The 17,722-nt window shown below is 46.8% G+C and carries 14 protein-coding genes and 1 pseudogene; 10 read left to right on the forward strand and 5 right to left on the reverse strand.

Annotated elements, in window-relative coordinates; genetic code table 11:
* The first annotated feature begins 106 nt into the window (after positions 1-106).
* From pckA to mgtE, 3 genes are all read left to right on the forward strand, one after another.
* Entirely contained in the window at positions 107-1,717 is a 1,611-nt protein-coding gene (pckA, locus tag ACTNCK_RS02040; protein WP_441080683.1) for a phosphoenolpyruvate carboxykinase (ATP), read from the forward strand.
* A gap of 197 nt (positions 1,718-1,914) precedes the next feature.
* Positions 1,915-2,655 (forward strand): transposase, encoded by a 741-nt coding sequence (locus tag ACTNCK_RS02045; protein WP_441080684.1) that lies wholly within the window; start codon positions 1,915-1,917, stop codon positions 2,653-2,655.
* A gap of 72 nt (positions 2,656-2,727) precedes the next feature.
* Entirely contained in the window at positions 2,728-4,119 is a 1,392-nt protein-coding gene (gene mgtE / locus ACTNCK_RS02050; protein WP_441080685.1) for a magnesium transporter, read from the forward strand.
* Between the two features lie 493 nt (positions 4,120-4,612).
* On the opposite strand, the gene ACTNCK_RS02055 is transcribed toward mgtE, so the two are convergent.
* The gene (locus ACTNCK_RS02055; RefSeq protein WP_441080686.1) at positions 4,613-5,611 is read right to left on the reverse strand and encodes a methyl-accepting chemotaxis protein; all 999 of its coding nucleotides are present in this window, start codon (positions 5,609-5,611) and stop codon (positions 4,613-4,615) included.
* A complete protein-coding gene (locus ACTNCK_RS02060; protein ID WP_441080687.1) occupies positions 5,508-6,557 on the reverse strand; it encodes a [Fe-Fe] hydrogenase large subunit C-terminal domain-containing protein in 1,050 nt (349 codons plus the stop codon). The genes ACTNCK_RS02055 and ACTNCK_RS02060 overlap by 104 nt, the downstream gene beginning before the upstream one ends.
* A gap of 579 nt (positions 6,558-7,136) precedes the next feature.
* Between ACTNCK_RS02060 and ACTNCK_RS02065 the strand changes: the two are divergent.
* Positions 7,137-7,274: pseudogene (locus ACTNCK_RS02065) on the forward strand (phosphoenolpyruvate carboxykinase (ATP)); the annotation flags it as partial.
* Here the strand turns inward: ACTNCK_RS02065 and ACTNCK_RS02070 are convergent.
* Together ACTNCK_RS02070 and ACTNCK_RS02075 are read right to left on the reverse strand one after the other, a co-directional pair.
* Positions 7,271-8,440 carry a cation diffusion facilitator family transporter gene (locus tag ACTNCK_RS02070; protein ID WP_441080688.1) on the reverse strand — a complete coding sequence of 390 codons (1,170 nt, stop codon included), beginning with the start codon at positions 8,438-8,440 and terminating at the stop codon, positions 7,271-7,273. The pseudogene ACTNCK_RS02065 and the gene ACTNCK_RS02070 sit on opposite strands and share 4 nt — an antisense overlap.
* Before the next feature lie 173 nt (positions 8,441-8,613).
* Entirely contained in the window at positions 8,614-9,507 is an 894-nt protein-coding gene (locus tag ACTNCK_RS02075) for an NAD(+) diphosphatase (RefSeq protein WP_441080689.1), read from the reverse strand.
* A 451-nt stretch (positions 9,508-9,958) separates the two neighbouring features.
* Here ACTNCK_RS02075 and pheS point away from each other — a divergent pair, with 451 nt between their 5' ends.
* The 3 genes from pheS (at position 9,959) to queA (ending at position 14,607) form a co-directional block, all read left to right on the forward strand.
* Positions 9,959-10,981 (forward strand): phenylalanine--tRNA ligase subunit alpha, encoded by a 1,023-nt coding sequence (gene pheS / locus ACTNCK_RS02080; RefSeq protein ID WP_441080691.1) that lies wholly within the window; start codon positions 9,959-9,961, stop codon positions 10,979-10,981.
* Positions 10,982-11,083: 102 nt separating this feature from the next.
* The gene (pheT, locus tag ACTNCK_RS02085; protein WP_441080692.1) at positions 11,084-13,504 is read left to right on the forward strand and encodes a phenylalanine--tRNA ligase subunit beta; all 2,421 of its coding nucleotides are present in this window, start codon (positions 11,084-11,086) and stop codon (positions 13,502-13,504) included.
* Between the two features lie 53 nt (positions 13,505-13,557).
* Entirely contained in the window at positions 13,558-14,607 is a 1,050-nt protein-coding gene (gene queA / locus ACTNCK_RS02090; RefSeq protein WP_441080693.1) for a tRNA preQ1(34) S-adenosylmethionine ribosyltransferase-isomerase QueA, read from the forward strand.
* A gap of 14 nt (positions 14,608-14,621) precedes the next feature.
* Here the strand turns inward: queA and lgt are convergent, their stop codons facing one another.
* Complete coding sequence (lgt, locus tag ACTNCK_RS02095; protein WP_441080694.1) at positions 14,622-15,443, reverse strand: prolipoprotein diacylglyceryl transferase; 822 nt, start codon at positions 15,441-15,443, stop codon at positions 14,622-14,624.
* A gap of 412 nt (positions 15,444-15,855) precedes the next feature.
* Here lgt and mraZ point away from each other — a divergent pair, with 412 nt between their 5' ends.
* The 3 genes from mraZ to ACTNCK_RS02110 are packed head-to-tail and all read left to right on the forward strand — an operon-like array spanning position 15,856 to position 17,720.
* The gene (mraZ, locus tag ACTNCK_RS02100; RefSeq protein WP_441080695.1) at positions 15,856-16,287 is read left to right on the forward strand and encodes a division/cell wall cluster transcriptional repressor MraZ; all 432 of its coding nucleotides are present in this window, start codon (positions 15,856-15,858) and stop codon (positions 16,285-16,287) included.
* Positions 16,284-17,255, forward strand: coding sequence for a 16S rRNA (cytosine(1402)-N(4))-methyltransferase RsmH (gene rsmH, locus ACTNCK_RS02105; RefSeq protein ID WP_441080697.1), 972 nt, complete (start codon positions 16,284-16,286; stop codon positions 17,253-17,255). The genes mraZ and rsmH overlap by 4 nt, the downstream gene beginning before the upstream one ends.
* A gap of 15 nt (positions 17,256-17,270) precedes the next feature.
* Complete coding sequence (locus ACTNCK_RS02110) at positions 17,271-17,720, forward strand: hypothetical protein (RefSeq protein WP_441080698.1); 450 nt, start codon at positions 17,271-17,273, stop codon at positions 17,718-17,720.
* Positions 17,721-17,722 lie beyond the last annotated feature (2 nt).

The following is a 17,722-nucleotide window of genomic DNA, read 5'->3' on the forward strand; positions in this document are numbered from 1 at the left end:
TAGATCCCTGGTATTTATGTAAGGTTTGTTATTGATATTTTTCCTGAATAAGGTATAATGTAATCCGGTACCTGATTAAAAACAATTCACGAAAGAGGTTATTTTAATGGCTAACATTGATCTGACACAGTACGGAATCACAGGCACAACCGATATAGTGTACAATCCTTCATACGAGGATCTGTACAAGCTTGAGACGGACTCTTCTCTTGAAGGGTATGAGGTTGGCCACAAGACTGAGCTTGGAGCTGTTGACGTATTCACAGGAATCTACACCGGACGTTCTCCTAAGGACAAGTTCATAGTAATGGATGAGAATTCCAAGGACACAGTATGGTGGAATACTCCTGAGTATCCTAATGATAACCATGCTGCTTCTAAGGAAGCATGGACAGCTGTAAAGGATATCGCCAAGAAGGAGCTCTCCAATAAGAAGCTTTATGTCATCGATGGTTTCTGCGGTGCCAACAAGGATACAAGGATGGCTGTACGTTTCATAATGGAGGTCGCATGGCAGGCTCATTTCGTTAAGAACATGTTCATCCGTCCTACAGAAGAAGAGCAGGCAAACTTCAAGCCTGATTTCATCGTATACAACGCTTCAAAGGCAAAGGTTGAGAACTACAAAGAGCTTGGTCTTAACTCAGAGACAGCTGTAGTATTCAACATCACAAGCCATGAGCAGGTCATCATCAATACCTGGTACGGCGGCGAGATGAAGAAGGGCATGTTCTCAATGATGAACTATTACCTTCCTCTGAAGGGCATAGCTTCAATGCACTGCTCAGCAAACACAGATTACAACGGCGAGCATACATCTATCTTCTTCGGACTTTCAGGAACAGGAAAGACCACACTTTCAACTGATCCTAAGAGACTTCTGATCGGTGATGACGAGCACGGCTGGGACGATAACGGAGTATTCAACCTCGAGGGAGGCTGCTACGCAAAGGTTATCGACCTGGATAAGGATGCTGAGCCTGATATCTACGGAGCTATCAAGAGAGACGCACTTCTCGAGAACGTTACTGTAGATGATGCTTCAGGAAAGCTTGACTTCAGCGATAAGTCTGTAACAGAGAATACAAGAGTTTCTTATCCTATCTACCATATCGAGAAGATCGTTAAGCCTATCTCTCACGGACCGGCTGCAGAGAACGTTATCTTCCTTTCAGCAGATGCATTTGGAGTACTTCCTCCTGTATCTATCCTTACACCTGAGCAGACCAAGTATTACTTCCTTTCAGGATTTACTGCAAAGCTTGCCGGAACAGAGAGAGGAATTACTGAGCCTACTCCTACATTCTCAGCTTGCTTCGGACAGGCCTTCCTCGAGCTTCATCCTACAAAGTACGCTGAAGAGCTCGTCAAGAAGATGAACAAGAGCGGCGCTAAGGCTTATCTTGTTAATACAGGATGGAACGGAACTGGAAAGAGAATTTCTATCAAGGATACCAGAGGCATCATCACAGCTATCCAGAACGGTGATGTTGACAAGGCTCCTACTAAGAAGATTCCTTACTTCGACTTCGAGGTTCCGACAGAGCTTCCAGGCGTAGACCCGGCTATCCTCGATCCTCGTGATACTTACAAGGATGCATCTGAGTGGGATGAGAAGGCTAAGGACCTCGCACAGAGATTCATCAAGAACTTCAAGAAGTATGAAGGCAACGACGCCGGCAAGGCACTTGTTCCAGCAGGCCCTCACCTCGACTGATGAAAAAAGGGACAGGTCCATTTTTCATCTTTTTCGAACAATAAGATCGCAGCAGAGACCCCACGTGGGTCTCTGTTTTTTTTCTTGACATACTTCCCTCTACATACTATGATGAAAAAGGAACAGGTCCATTTTTCATCTTTTTATCAGATGGATGGGTGGAGTCTTTAATCAAGCATTGAGGAGGGGAGAGTGCTATGTCAAGGATAGCCAGACAAAAAAGCAGTACAGGGTACTATCATGTGATCCTAAGAGGGGTCGCAAAGCAGATCATTTTCGAAGACAGATCAGACAGATTTTTTTTCATCAATATCATGAAAAAATACATCACAGCATCGGGTCAGAGCCTTGTATGCTATTGTCTTATGGAGAACCATGTCCACCTGCTCATTTATGACAGAACGGACGCAATCTCATTGGTGATGCAAAAAATAGGAGGATGTTATTCAATGTATTTTAACAACAAATACGACAGGACGGGGCATCTCTTCCAGAACCGTTTTCTGAGTGAGGTGGTCGAGAATGACAGATACCTCGTGACAGTTTTTCGCTACATCCTGAATAATCCGTCCAAAGCAGGTATCTGCGCTGCATCAGAATACGAATGGAGCAGCTACGGCCTGTACGGCGGCCGGGACGGGTTTATAGACACGTCAGAGATAGAGAGGATCATAGGCGGTCCTGATGCATATGAGAGTTTTATAGCAGCTTCAAATGAAGATGACTGCCTGGAGTACACAGGCTATATTCATGATGATCAGTGGGTGGAGCGAAGGATAAGAGAGATTCTGGGGGTTGTCTCAGGCAATGAGGTAAAAGCATATGATAAGAAAAGAAGAAACGCTGCAATCTCACAGCTCAGGTCGGGAGGCCTTACTATAAAGCAGATAGAGCGGCATACCGGAATAAGCCGCGGAGTGATTCAGAAACTCAGATAAAAAGATGAAAAATGGACCTGTCCCTTTTTTCATCTTTGTGATAGACTGTTGGCAGACAGGAGGTGCATAGTGATGAATGATGTCAATTCTTCTACAGTGTTCGGGGAGAAGATTCTAAAGATTGTACGAAGCAACTCGTCGCCGAAGGTAAAGTCAGAAGACCTGAAGGACTTCCATGCCGGAGATATAGCAGCGGCGATGAGTGGGATGTCCGAGAAGGAAAGAGGCATCATCTACCGGCTGCTTGATATCGACACCCTGTCTGAGGTGTTCGAGTATGCGGACGAGGATGCCCTGAAGTATATCGGAGAGCTGGATCCAAAGAAAGCGGCTCAGGTACTCGAGAGGATGGAACCGGATGATGCGGTAGATCTTCTAAAAGCGTCAGATCCGAAGCAGAGCAGAGCCTTTATAGAGTTGATGGATTCCGATGCGAAGAAGGATATCATGGCTCTTGCGGCATACGATGAGGATACTATCGGAAGCCGAATGACTACGAACTTCGTGACTGTAGGAAATTCACTCACGATACAGGAAGCTATGAAGTCTGTGGTATCTCAGGCGGCAGAGCATGATAATGTATCGGTCATCTACATCCTGGATGAACATGGCGTCTATGACGGGGCCCTGGATCTAAAGGATCTGATTGTAGCCAGGCAGAAAACACCACTTGAGGAAATCGTCTCGACGACCTATCCGTATGTGTACGCAGATGAGAAAATAGAGGATTGCCTGCCTACCTTAAAGGACTATTCAGAGGAATCGATTCCAGTCCTCTCTGATGATAATCATATCCTGGGAGTTGTAACACTGCAGGACGTCATGGAGACTATGGATGACGAGATGAACGAGGACTATGCAAAGCTCGGCGGACTCTCGGCAGAGGAGGATCTGGAGGAACCGGTGAAGCTTAGCATGAAGAAGCGCCTGCCATGGCTGATGCTTCTGATGTATCTGGGGCTTATAGTATCATCGGTAGTCGGTATGTATGAGCAGGTGGTAGCGAAGCTTACGATGATTATGGCATTCCAGTCGATGATACTTGATATGTCGGGAAATGTCGGCACGCAGTCGCTTGCCGTGACGATCAGGGTGCTGATGGATGAGAAGCTTACAGGGAAGCAGAAGGCAGGACTTGTTTTCAAGGAGATGAGGGTAGGCTTTCTAAATGGAGCAGTGCTGGGCATTCTGGCACTGGGTACGATAGGCGCCTATATCATGCTGATACGTAAATATCCGGCGCCGATGGCATTTGCAGTTTCCGCCTGCATCGGTATCTCCCTTATCGTGGCGATGACGATCTCAAGCCTTGTCGGAACCGGAGTACCTATCTTCTTTAAAAAGATAAAAATAGACCCGGCAGTAGCATCCGGGCCGCTCATCACGACGATTACAGACCTCGTCGGAGTGGTGACCTACTACAGTCTGGCATGGTTTATGTTGATACATGTACTGCATATGTGAAAAAATCCCCTCCTAAAGGAGGGGATGATTTTTAGACTAAATCAGATAAAAAAGATGAAAAATGGACCTGTCCCTTTTTTCATGGAACAGAGAGAGGCATCACTGCTATCCAGAGCGGTGACGTTGACAAGGCTCCTACAAAGAAGATTCCTTACTTCGACTTCGAGGTTCCGACAGATTGACTGACCGAAAGCTTGTAGATTAGAACAAGCGATAGCGAAGTTCGAATCATAAGCGAGGCCGTTCTGTGAGATTAGTGAATGCGAGCCGTAGGCGATGCATGAACTTAGCGAACAGAACCTCCTTACTATAATGATCCGGGACCGCCAGATAATTCTGGCGGTCCTTTTTTTGCGCCCAAAGACCGTTTCTGTCCTGAAATAAAAATAAACGAAGCCTTTCCGGCGCCCACAAAGAAGGTACCGCTGGCGAAGATCTAAGAGAGAAAAACTCCGCTGTGAGGGAAACCCCGCAGCGGAGCGTTCTGTTTTTATCAGAGTGTTGAAAGCTCTTCAAGCTTATCCTTGATCTGTGCCGCAGTTTCGAGAAGCGTCTGTACTGAAGCCGCTATCTGCTGAGCGGCTGCTGCCAGATCTGTAGTCTTGTCATTTACGCCATTTATAGTTTCCTGAAGATTCTGCGCGTCCTGAGTCAGCCTGCTAACGGAATCTATTGCCCTGGACTGGCTCTCATTGCTCTTGTTTGCGGTGTCAGAGGATTCAGTGGCGAGAGAATTGATCTGCTCCGCGACGACAGCAAAGCCTCTTCCTGCATCACCGGCCCTGGCTGCCTCTATGCTGGCGTTTAACGCGAGCAGGTTGGTCTGCTTTGCTATGTCTACTACCTCAGCATTGTTCTTTTCAAGCTCATCAAAGATGGTGTTGATCTCGTTCATTGAGGTTACGAGGCTGTCGCAGAATTTGCTGACATCGACCATATCCGAGGAGATTTCGGTGCTCTTCTGAGCGTTGTTGTCATTTCCGGCAGACATATTGTCGATGGCCTGGTAGAGCTTATCGAACTCATCATTGATATCTGTGATGGTTGTCTGGATCTTATCATTCTGGGCTGAGATCGTATTTTTCTCTTCAGTAACCTCTTTGGCAAGAGCCGAAGCTTTTTCTCTGCCCTTTTCTACCAGCTGCTTTGTGTAGAAGACACAGTTTTCCTTGCGGTTGAAGCCATTGTAGATGGCGTCGGCCATTTTTTCACAGGTATCATATCCACAGCAGGAGCAGTTTATCTGGCGGCTTTCTGTTGTGGTTTTTTGCATGTCGTTATAGATATCGTTACGCTCTGCTTCTGTAGGGATTCTGAATGCTGCCTCTGCCGAACGGTCAGTGTATTTTCTCAGGTAATCATTCAGGTCGAGGTTTTTGAACTGCTCGTTAAATTTCTTTAACCTCTGTGCAGGAGACAGCTTTCTGCCCCCAGGCTGTCTTTTTGTCCTTCTTTGAATCCTCCCTGATATCCAGAAGGGAACTGTACACATCGTCGTCCTCTGCCTTGTCAGCTTCGCAGCCTGTTCCATACAGACAGCCCTGGCTGCAGTTCAGGACATCGTAGAACAGATACTTTGAGGTGCCATTCGCTATTTTTTTCCTGTTGTTCGCGAGGAAATTATAGAGATGCTTTTCGCCCTCCATCTGGCGGACATACACGTTATTACCCAGGAACCAGTAGACATTCTCTTTAAGGCCGCCTGGCATAGGATAGATAGAACCCAGGCCGTATTCTACCTCATCTGTGGCATCGCCGGACATGATCCCGTGCTCTCTTACATATTTCATCATGTGGTCAAAAGTGACATTGTAGCTTACATAGCCGCCGTTGTTCGGATCCGTGATCTCGTACTTCTTCGCGATGCATGGGCCTATAAAGGCGAGCTTATCTGTGATTCCCATCTGCTTTCTGACATAGATAGCAGCGCACATCATAGGACTCTGTACAGGGAAAAGCTTTGGCAGAAGCGTCGGCTCATAATGCTCAATGTAGCGGACTAAAGCCGGGCACGGCTGAGAAATACCGCCGAGGAAATTATGCTTTGCTATGTAATTCAGGTATCCCCATGTACAGATATCAGCTCCGAATGAAACGCTGATGATATGATTTACTCCAAGCTTTTTTAAGCCACCGAGAACCTGGCCATATTCTTTCGGGTAATTGGCCTTGAACGCAGGTGCTAAAAGAATCGAAATCTTTTCTCCCTTAGCGAGATCTGCGAAAAACGCATCAGTATCATCATAGAATTCCCTTGCGTTATGCTCGCACGCGTCGAAACAGGAGCCGCAGGCCACGCACCTGTCCGGATCTACATCGATCCTGTTTGCTCCGTCCTTTTCTACTGAATAATTCGCGCCTATGCACGGACAAACCCTGACACACTTATTGCATCCAATACAGTTATCATTGGTATAAACTACCTGACTATCACCCATTTCACCCTCCAGATACATGGTCAATAAATTGTAAAGTACATGATTTATTTAATTTTAATATTTCTACTGTTCATTTACAAGGGAAAAAATTTAAAAACATGTCATTTTTTTGCGGAATTGGTGCCGCGAATAGTAAAGCATAGATAAAAAAACACTCAGAGAGCAGGCCCGCATTCTTGACTCCTAGCGCGCAGCCAGGTGGGTTGCCGCAACAGACCTTCAGCCCTCTACTGGAAGCGGGGCGAACCCGAACTTCTCTGCACAAGTGCATACACCGAAGCCCGACATCCGGCCTGTTATATAGGGATCCCGATTTAAAGTAATTGTAGGTTCAAAAACTACGGGAAAACGAGCTCTCTGAGCTTAATTCTATTTTAGCCTTTATACCTTGAAAAATCAACAGCAAATTCCCAGCAGATATCTGACAACAGAGGCGTTTTCGATTATCCTATAGGGTGGTTTAAAACCAAAAAGAAAAAAGGAGTACCTGGTGATGGTTAAAGAAAAGCTCGAAGAGATAAGGCAGAAGGCCATAGCTTCCATTGAAGAAGCGAACGATGCAGATTCCCTGAACGACATAAGGGTACATCTATCTTCTTCGGTCTTTCAGGAACAGGAAAGACTACTCTTTCCACTGACCCTAAGAGACTCCTCATCGGTGATGACGAGCACGGCTGGGATGACAACGGTGTGTTCAACCTCGAGGGAGGCTGCTATTTAGTCCGGATATCTTCGACTGCGCCTCTGTCGATCGTGACAGCGCATTCAGTCTTCGGGTCGAATTCACGCAGCAGGCTTATGACCTGATTCATGACGCGGTCTTCATCAGAAGTCGTGTAGCTGTAAGGGACTACGAGATCGAAGCTTACGATTGTCCCGGCTTCACCGAAAGTGACCTGCAGGTCGTGGAAAGTAAGGGCAGGGTCGAGGATTTTTAAGATATGTTCGATCTGTTCACGAATTTTATTTGTACGCTTGTCATTTATCTCAACCGGGTCGACATGGGCGACAAGCACGATCCCGAGGTCACGTCTTACTTTTCGCTCAGCTATATCGGCTACGGCGTGGGCTTCTTCAAGCGTTATCCGGTTCGGTACTTCTATATGGATGGTGGCCATAGTCTTCTCAGGACCATAGCTGTGGATGACGAGGTCGTGAACACCTATCACAGTAGGATCCTGCTTTACTATTTCAGAGATCCTGTCAGCTATCTCAGGGTCCATCTCGCCTCCGATCAGAGGTGAGACTGTATCTTTTACCAGGCTGATCCCTTCCCATATGATGATGACCGATACGATGAGACTGGCTATACCATCTATACTATGTCCGGTGAACACATACACGATAAGTGAAGCGACAGTCACTGAAGTAGTCACAGCGTCAAAAAGTGAATCCATGGCTGCGGCGTTCAGGACACTGAGATCCAGCGGCTTCGCGAGACTCTTATCAAAGAAGTACATCCACAGCTTTACACCGATCGATACAATAAGCAGGATGAATGTCACAGTACTGAAAGTCAGAGCGGATGGGTGCATGATCCTGTCAAGTGATTCTTTGAAAAATTCGATCCCGACATTTATGATAGCGATTGAAAGTATCAGAGTGGCTACATATTCCATTCTGCCATGACCGAAAGGATGCTCCTTGTCGGCCGGCCTTGAAGAGATCCTTGTACTGAAGAGACTTATGATAGATGAAGCCGTGTCTGACAGGTTATTTACGGCATCGGCTGTGATGGCAACAGAACCGGATAAAGTTCCGATGATGAACTTCATGGCTGACAGGAAGATATTGCAGATGATCCCGGTGATGCTTCCGAGCATTCCGTAGGCAGTGCGGTCGTCTGGATTTTTTATGAATTTCTTTATCAGAATATTAGTCATGACTTATTTCCTCCCATAAAAATACAAATGCGGACTGCTGCTTTTATGCAGGCAATCCGCTGTTTTTTTGTATAAATATTCTACTCGGAAACTATCTGCTTAGTCAATACGAACTTTCAAACTTTATAAGTCGGTACCCACAGGTTCTTTTATGTGCTTCATATGTGAAATGATCATACCCGCCCATTTTTCTCTTTAAAGACCATCATCATCTCATTCGTAAGAGACATATCATCTGGCTGTCCCTTGATCTCATCTGGGGAGAGCCAGACGGCGGAGCCGAGCTCGCCGTCGAGAGTCACCTCACGACTTCCCGTCACATCACAGTAAAATCCCATCAGGATATCAGAGACCATTCCCCACGGCTGGGATTTGTAGTAGCGGATATTTGTGACAGCAAGGCCAGTCTCTTCCTTGACTTCTCTTACCACATTTTCCTCGAGAGTCTCCCCGAATTCAGTAAAGCCTGCAATCAGCGCATCATAATGGATCGAGCGTCCGGCATATCTTGTGACAAGGAGCTTATTCGCGTCCGGATCAGTGACACCGACTATCACAGCAGGTACGATCTTCGGGTAGATGTGATTGCCACATTTCGGGCAGATCATGCATCTCTCTTTTTCAGAATGAACTGTCGGAGCGCCGCAGCGTCCGCAGAAGCGGCTTCCCTGATACCACTGGTACAGATGGAAGGCACAGACAGTAGCAAAGTATCTCCATTTCTCAACTGATTTTTCTTCACGAAGGAACTGCACACGGATGAATTCCATGTCATCATTTACAGCGACAGGATGGTCTGCATCAGTTTCTTCGCGGTATATGTCGTTTTCAGTCAGAGCCTTTTCTTTGAATTCTAACTGTTTGAGATAATAACTGTCACCGTCGATCCTGAACAGATAGATCAGGTCATCTGCACTGTGCAGGTCTTTTACAGATGGCAGACTGAAGCCATTTTTCTTCACAAGAACGCGATCGCCTCTGAATACAAATACTGGATCGTTTTCGGATGGCACTTTTCTCAGATCATACGAGTTATAGAATTTATGTGGGTAAATATCCTGGATCATTTTTTATTCCTCAAAATTTATTTTATACTGAAGCGAGAATTAAGTAAAGCACAAAGGCAAATAAAAAATCCCCTCCATCAGGAGAGGATATGCTTTCTAAAGAAGACTCAGGATGCAGGCCCGCATTCTTGACTCCTAGCGCGCAGCCAGGTGGGTTACCGCAACAGACACGACTGCCTTCTAACGGACGCCAAGCGTCTCTGCACAAGTGCATACACCTAAGCCTGACATCAGTGTCTGCGATATAGGGATCCCGATTTGAAGTAATTGTAGGTTCAAAAATTACGGGTTAGATCGAACACCCCAAGTATTCTGTTAAGATAATTGTAGCCTTTTCATATATAAAAATCAACACAAAGATTTCGCATGAAATTTGACAAAAGGCCTTATTTCTATTATTCTATAGAGTGGCTTTTATGAGAAGCAAAAGATGATAAAAGGAGTACCGGAAATGGTAAAAGAAAAGCTCGAAGAGATTAGAGAGAAGGCCTTTGCCTCTATTGAGGAGGCTTCCGACCAGGATTCCCTTAATGACGTAAGAGTAAAGGTCTTAGGGAAAAAGGGTGAGCTTACAGCTATCCTTAAAGGCATGAAGGACGTGGATCCTGCGGACCGTCCTAAGGTCGGCGCCATGGTGAACGAGGCCAGAAGCGCAATCGAGGAGAGGATCACCAGGGCTCTTGATTCTATGAAGAGGAAGGCTCTTGACGAGAGGCTTAAGAGAGAGACGATCGATGTGACTCTTCCGGCAAAGAGAAATAAGATCGGTCACAGACATCCTAATACGATCGCCCTTGAGGAGGTGGAAAAGATCTTCATAGGAATGGGCTTTGAGGTCGTTGAGGGCCCTGAGATCGAAAAGGATTACTACAATTTCGAGGCGCTAAATATTCCGGCAAATCATCCTGCCAAGGACGAGCAGGATACCTTCTATATAAATAAGGATATTCTTTTAAGAACACAGACCTCTCCGGTCCAGGTCCGTCAGATGGAAGCCAAGAAGCCTCCTATCAGGATGATAGCACCGGGAAGAGTGTTCAGGGCAGATGAGGTCGATGCGACACATTCTCCTTCCTTCCACCAGATAGAGGGAATGGTCATCGATAAGGGAATCACCTTTTCTGATCTAAAGGGAACACTCGAGATGTTTGTACACAAGCTTTTCGGAGAGGACACGAAAGTCAAGTTCCGTCCTCATCATTTCCCGTTTACAGAGCCATCCGCGGAGATGGATGTAAGCTGCTTCAAGTGCGGCGGGAAGGGCTGCCGCTTCTGTAAGGGAGAGGGCTGGATCGAGATCTTAGGATGCGGTATGGTACATCCAAAGGTACTTAAGATGAGCGGGATAGATCCTGAGGAATACTCAGGCTTCGCCTTTGGAGTAGGCCTTGAGCGAATAGCCCTGCTTAAGTACGAGATAGATGATATGAGACTGCTTTATGAGAATGATATAAGGTTTTTGAGTCAGTTCTGATCAGGGGATAGGATATAGGGGATAGGGGATAGGAATAGATGTCCTGCCCCCTAACCCCTGGACCCTGGACCCTGATCCCTATTCATGAAAGGAAACAGATAAATGCGAACATCTTTAAAATGGCTCCAGTCGATGGTGCCGGGACTTACCAATGATCCGCAGGAATTCTGCGATGCAATGACTCTTTCGGGATCAAAGGTAGAGTTTTATACAATACAGAACAGGGATCTGGACAAGATAGTCATAGGCCAGGTAAAGAAGATAGACAAGCATCCTGATGCCGATCATCTGGTCATCTGTCAGGTCGATGTAGGAGACGGACAGATCCAGATCGTTACAGGAGCATCCAACGTCTCTGAAGGAGCAAAGGTTCCTGTAGTCCTTGACGGCGGACGGGTAGCCGGAAGTCATGACGGGACAAGAACAGAGGGCGGCATCAGGATAAAGAAGGGCAAGCTGCGCGGAGTAGAGTCAGATGGAATGATGTGCTCTATAGAGGAGCTGGGCTCATCAAGGGACATGTTTCCGGATGCACCGGTAAATGGCCTGTATATACTGCCTGATGATGCACCGGTCGGAGCTGATGCGGTTTCCTATCTTGGACTTGATGATGTGGTGATCGAGTACGAGATCACAAGCAACAGGGTGGACTGCTTTTCTATCATAGGTCTTGCACGTGAAGCAGCAGCTACATTTGATCTTCCTTTCAACCCTCCTTCAGTAAAGGAGGTCGGAAGCGAGGGAGATGTAAATGATTATATTTCTGTAGATATTGAAAATCACGAGCTCTGCAGGCGTTACACAGCAAGAGTAGTGAAGAATATCCATCTGGCACCGTCTCCTGTCTGGATGCAGCAGAGGCTCAGAAGCCAGGGCATCCGTCCTATCAACAATATAGTTGATATCACAAACTATGTGATGGAGGAGTTTGGCCAGCCTATGCATGCCTATGATCTGGATACGATAGCAGGACATAGGATCATTGTAAAGAATGCTTCTGACAAGGAAAGCTTCGTGACTCTCGACGGAAAGGAGCATGAGCTTGATAAGGATATGCTCGAGATCTGTGATGGAGATAAGGCTGTAGGCCTTGCCGGTATCATGGGTGGAGAGAATTCCATGATCACAGATGATGTGAAGACCATGCTGTTTGAATCGGCCTGCTTTGACGGGACCAATATCCGTCTCTCAGCCAAGAGACTTGGCATGAGGACAGAGGCATCAGGTATCTTCGAGAAGGGACTTGATCCTAATAATGCGATCCTGGCCATGAACAGGGCCTGCGATCTGATCGAGGAGCTTGGAGCCGGAGAGGTCGTAAAGGGAACGGTTGATATCTATCCTGAGCCAGTAGCTCCATGGAGAGTGAAGTTCGAGCCAGACCATATCAATGCATATCTGGGTACTGATATACCGGCTGATAAGCAGCTTTCATATCTGAAGAAGATAGAGCTGGGATATGATGAGGGCACAAAGGAGCTTATTATCCCTACCTTCAGACAGGATCTTCTGTCCTTTGCAGACATTTCAGAGGAGGTAGCCCGTTTCTATGGCTATGCCAATATAGCGACTACCTTGCCGAAGACATCGGCTACAGCCGGAGGCAAGTCTGAGAAAATGGAGATAGAGGATATAGCCAGAGATGTGGCAGAGTACTGCGGCTTCTCCCAGGCATACTGCTATTCATTCGAAAGCAGAAAGGTATTTGACAAGCTGCTTCTTCCTGATGATGCTCCTGAAAGGGCTGCAATAGAGATCTCAAATCCTCTCGGAGAGGATTTCTCAATAATGAGGACGCTTCCGTTGAATGGTATCCTTACCTCTTTGTCTACTAACTACAACCGCAGGAACGAAAATGTAAGGCTCTATGAGCTTGGAAATATCTATTTAGCTGACAAGCTGCCTCTTACGGAGCTCCCCGACGAGAGGATGCAGTTTACTCTCGGCTGCTATGGAGAAGGAGAGGATTTCTACAGCATCAAGGGAGTCGTTGAGGAATTTCTTGACAAGGTAGGGATGACAGACCGCCTGACCTATGATCCGTCGAACAAGAGACCGTATCTTCATCCGGGCCGCTGTGCCGATGTGATCTATGACGGCGAGAGGATAGGCTATCTCGGAGAGCTTCATCCTCTAGTAGCAGCAAACTATGACATCAAGGGCAGGGTCTATCTGGCAGTCATCGATATGCCTTATGTAGTGAGATTTGCTGACTTCGAAAAGAAGTACACCGGAATAGCCAACTTCCCGGCATCCACCCGTGATCTGTCTCTTGTCATGAAAAAGAGCACGCTTGCAGGAGATGTGGAAAAGATCTTCTTTGCAGAGGGTGGAGACAATCTCGAATCAGTCAAGCTCTTCGATGTCTACGAAGGCGCCCAGGTAGCAGATGGATACAAGTCTATCTCCTACCGCCTGACCTTCAGGGCAAAGGACAGATCACTCTCAGACCAGGACGTAAACCAGGCAATGGAGGATATCCTGACAAGGCTTGGAGAGATGGGAGTGGAGCTTAGGAGGTGAGACCTCACACCTCAGACCTCAGACCTCACACCTCGAACCTCACACCTAAAACAATGGATAACAACATCTACAGCACTAAAGACTACTATTACGACCTCCCAAAGGAGCTTATCGCCCAGGATCCGCTTGAGGACCGGAGCTCATCAAGGCTCATGGTTCTTGGGAAAAGATCAGGCAAGGTAAGCCACCATCATTTCACGGAGATCATCGATTATTTAAGAGCCGGAGACTGTCTGGTCATCAACAACACCAGAGTCATTCCGGCAAGACTTATTGGGATAAAGAAGGAGACAGGAGCTCATGTCGAGATCCTGCTTCTAAAGAGAAAACAGAATGATATATGGGAGACGCTTGTGCGTCCCGGAAAGAAGCTCCGTCCGGGCGCCGAGGTGACCTTCGGAGACGGAGCGCTTACTGCGACCATACTCGATGTGGTCGAGGGAGGAGACAGGCTTGTCCAGTTCCACTATGACGGTATCTTTGAGGAGATACTGGACAGGCTGGGAGAGATGCCGCTTCCTCCATATATCACACATCAGCTTAAGGACAGGGACAGATATAATACTGTCTATGCCAGGTTTGACGGATCGGCAGCAGCGCCTACAGCCGGGCTTCATTTCACCAGAGAGCTTCTCGAAAGGGTGAAGGAGAAGGGAGTAAATATAGCCCAGGTCACCCTTCATGTAGGCCTTGGCACCTTCCGCCCGGTAAAGGTTGATGATGTAAGGCAGCATCAGATGCATACTGAGTGGTATCGCGTCACAAAGGAGACAGCAGACCTTATCAACAGGACAAGGGAAAATGGCGGCAGGATAATAGCTGTTGGTACCACATCGGTCCGTACCTTAGAGACTGCGGCAGATGAAGACGGACATCTGAGGGCAGAGGAGGGAGACACCTCGATCTTTATCTACCCGGGATACAAATGGAAGATAGTCGACGGACTGATCACTAACTTCCATCTGCCTGAATCGACCCTTATAATGCTGGTATCAGCTCTGGCAGGACGAGAACATGTGCTTTCGGCATATGAAGAGGCGGTTAAGGAGAAATACCGTTTCTTCAGTTTCGGCGATGCTATGTATATAAATCCAGATGACTAAAAAAAGAAGGCTTATTAAGCCTTCTTTTTTTCTGCCCAGGAACGGACCATTTTACGATATTTAAAGAACCACATATAGAGGACACATACTGCAAAGAGCAGGATGCCAAGCAGAGCTGAAACCGGTACAGAGCTGCCGGGGATTATCAGCTGGTCTGTACGAAGCCTTTCTATAAAGGAACGTCCAAGGCCATAAAGGGCCATATACCAGAGGAAGATTTCACCATCGAATTTCTTTCTCTTCCTGTACCAGAGCAGGAAGAAAAATATACAGAGATTCATTACTGATTCGTAGAGGAAGGTCGGATGGACCTGTATGCATTTTATCCCGTTTACCGTTACGGCATTTCTCATCATCTCTGTCGTGATATCACAGGAGCGGTTTACGGCATCGATAGGGAGTCGCATAGCAAACAGGCTGTCTGTGTATCTGCCGAAGGCCTCTCTGTTGAAGAAATTGCCGTAGCGGCCGCATATCTGGCCTATTAGCACTCCGAAGCAGAGGATATCTGCACATTTGAAAAATGATAGCTTTTTTATACGACAGCAGATGATTACAGTTATAAGGCCACCTATGATACCGCCGTAGATAGCCAGTCCGCCACCTCTTATATTGAAGATCTGAAGCAGGTCATCCTTATACATATCCCAGGAGAAGGTGACGTAATAGATTCTTGCTCCTATAATGCCGAACAGGATACCGGCGACGAACATATCCATGAAGTCGTCCTGCTTCATACCGACCCGCTTTGCCTCTCTCATTATGAAAAGAAAGGCAAGCATCATCCCGAGTGCTATGCAGATGCCGTAGAAGGCTATGCTGAAGTTACCGATCATTAAATGCTTTCCCACATGCCTAAGCAATATATGAAGATGGGGAAAGGCTATGCTGTCATTGTACATTCTGACTCCTTTCGTTACCCGGATATTATACTATATCTGCTCTTTTCATGGAAGAGTCTATATTTACCTGCCCGAACATAATTTTTGTGAAATATGCATAGAAACTTTATTGCTATCACCGATATTGTGGACAGGTTTTCATGATCCACCATATATGGTGCCTTAAATGTCCTCCACTTTGCCCCACCCCTAGTAAAATAAGCCAATAGAACAGACTTTTTCGTTGAAATATCTATGTAAAAACTGTATTATGATTGCAAAAGTGGTTTGAAGTGGTGGATTGTGTGACTGAATGGTAAGGAAATGGATCCATAAGAGTGGATAATCATGAAAGGAGGTGACCGTCATGTTCATGGGTGAGTACAACCATACGCTCGATCCTAAGGGAAGAGTGATAATCCCGGCTAAGTTTCGTGAAAGCTTAGGAGAGAGGTTTGTGATCACCAAGGGACTTGACGGCTGCCTGTATGGATATCCCTATGATAAGTGGGAGGAGGTCGGAAGAAATTTCCAGCAGACCATCAGTACGAATAAGGAGGCAAGAGCCTTCTCAAGATTCTTCTTTTCAAGCGCCAGCGACTGCGATATAGACAAGCAGGGAAGGATCCTTATACCTGCCAATCTGAGAGGCTATGCGGGCCTTAACAAGGAGGTCGTGATCGCCGGAAACCTGGGACACATAGAGTTCTGGGACAAGGCACGCTGGGAAGAGGCCAATAGCTTCGAGGATATGGATCAGGTTGCCGACAAGCTCGGCGGACTGGGGCTTATGCTATGAGTGAATTCAGACATTACCCGGTCATGCTTGGCGAGACAATAGAAGCCCTTGACATAAGACCGGACGGGATCTATGTGGATGGGACCCTTGGAGGGGCCGGACATTCAAGCGAGATAGCAGCAAGGCTTACAGAGGGCGGCAGACTGATAGGCATAGATCAGGACATGGACGCCATAAGGGCATCGGAGCAGAGACTAGAACCCTATAAGGACAGGGTCACTCTGGTACATGATAATTACTCCGATATCTGTTCTGTCCTCTCTGGACTTGGTATCGAAAAGGTGGACGGTATCCTTCTCGACCTTGGAGTATCGTCCTACCAGCTAGATTCACCTGAACGGGGCTTTTCCTACAGGACAGATGACGCGGCTCTCGATATGAGGATGGACAGGGACTCTGACTTTACTGCGGCGGATCTTTTAAATACCTATTCTGAGAAGGATCTGGCGAGGATAATAAAGGATTACGGCGAGGAGAAATTCGCGCGGGAGATAGCCAGAAGGATAGTCGCCGAAAGGCCTCTTATGACGACAGGAGACTTAAACCGGGTCATAAGGGAGTCCATTCCTGAGAAATTCAGGCGCAGAGGAGGAAATCCCTCCAAGAGGACCTTTCAGGCTATAAGGATAGAGCTTAACAGTGAGCTTACTGTTCTAAGTGATACTATAGACCAGATGATAGATCTTCTGAATGAGGATGGAAGACTTGCTATCATTACCTTCCACTCGCTTGAGGACAGGATAGTAAAGAGCCATTTCAGAAAGGAAGAATATCCATGTACCTGCCCTCCGGATTTCCCGGTGTGTGTATGTGGAAAACGCTCCAAGGGATACGAGCTTACCAGAAAGCCAATTCTTCCTGGAGAGGCGGAATTAGAAGAGAATAAACGGTCGAAGAGCGCGAAGCTACGGGTCTTTGTAAGAAAGACCTCTGATACATCGCAGCCAGTAGATCATATCAGACATTAGTGAAGGGAGTCGCTGATGAGGCAGACATTTTATTATGAAAGAGGGAGCGAGGCTCACGGATTCGTCACGGAGGAGGAGCATCGGGAGCATGTAAGACAGGAAATACTTGAGGAGAGGGAGAGAAGAAGGAGAAGACTGCATAAGAACGCACGCTTTCTCAAGACCAGGAACAAGAGGATAGCTGTTTCTTTTGGTATAGGGGTCGTGCTTATGGCAATGTTTTCAGCCTTTGTCTATCTGGAAAACGGGATCACAGAGTCAATGCAGACCATATCAAGGGATGAGGAGACTCTTTCACAGCTAAAGGCAGATAATTCGGCGCTTATGTCAAGGATCAGCACTGACGCCAGTCTTTCATCGGTGAAGAAGAAGGCCGAAAAGCTTGGAATGAAATATGCTTCTCCTGACCAGATAGAGTATTATACAGTAAAGGAACAGGATTACATGAGTGTAAACAACAGGTAATG

This window comes from Candidatus Weimeria sp. HCP3S3_B5 (assembly GCF_052064335.1).
GTDB lineage: Bacteria > Bacillota > Clostridia > Lachnospirales > Lachnospiraceae > Weimeria.

Coding starts and splice junctions, on each gene's coding strand:
- pckA (WP_441080683.1), top strand. CDS start 107: ATGGCTAACATTGATCTGACACAGTACGGAATCACAGGCACAACCGAT.
- ACTNCK_RS02045 (WP_441080684.1), top strand. CDS start 1,915: ATGTCAAGGATAGCCAGACAAAAAAGCAGTACAGGGTACTATCATGTG.
- mgtE (WP_441080685.1), top strand. CDS start 2,728: ATGAATGATGTCAATTCTTCTACAGTGTTCGGGGAGAAGATTCTAAAG.
- ACTNCK_RS02055 (WP_441080686.1), bottom strand. CDS start 5,611: ATGTGTACAGTTCCCTTCTGGATATCAGGGAGGATTCAAAGAAGGACA.
- ACTNCK_RS02060 (WP_441080687.1), bottom strand. CDS start 6,557: ATGGGTGATAGTCAGGTAGTTTATACCAATGATAACTGTATTGGATGC.
- ACTNCK_RS02070 (WP_441080688.1), bottom strand. CDS start 8,440: ATGACTAATATTCTGATAAAGAAATTCATAAAAAATCCAGACGACCGC.
- ACTNCK_RS02075 (WP_441080689.1), bottom strand. CDS start 9,507: ATGATCCAGGATATTTACCCACATAAATTCTATAACTCGTATGATCTG.
- pheS (WP_441080691.1), top strand. CDS start 9,959: ATGGTAAAAGAAAAGCTCGAAGAGATTAGAGAGAAGGCCTTTGCCTCT.
- pheT (WP_441080692.1), top strand. CDS start 11,084: ATGCGAACATCTTTAAAATGGCTCCAGTCGATGGTGCCGGGACTTACC.
- queA (WP_441080693.1), top strand. CDS start 13,558: ATGGATAACAACATCTACAGCACTAAAGACTACTATTACGACCTCCCA.
- lgt (WP_441080694.1), bottom strand. CDS start 15,443: ATGATCGGTAACTTCAGCATAGCCTTCTACGGCATCTGCATAGCACTC.
- mraZ (WP_441080695.1), top strand. CDS start 15,856: ATGTTCATGGGTGAGTACAACCATACGCTCGATCCTAAGGGAAGAGTG.
- rsmH (WP_441080697.1), top strand. CDS start 16,284: ATGAGTGAATTCAGACATTACCCGGTCATGCTTGGCGAGACAATAGAA.
- ACTNCK_RS02110 (WP_441080698.1), top strand. CDS start 17,271: ATGAGGCAGACATTTTATTATGAAAGAGGGAGCGAGGCTCACGGATTC.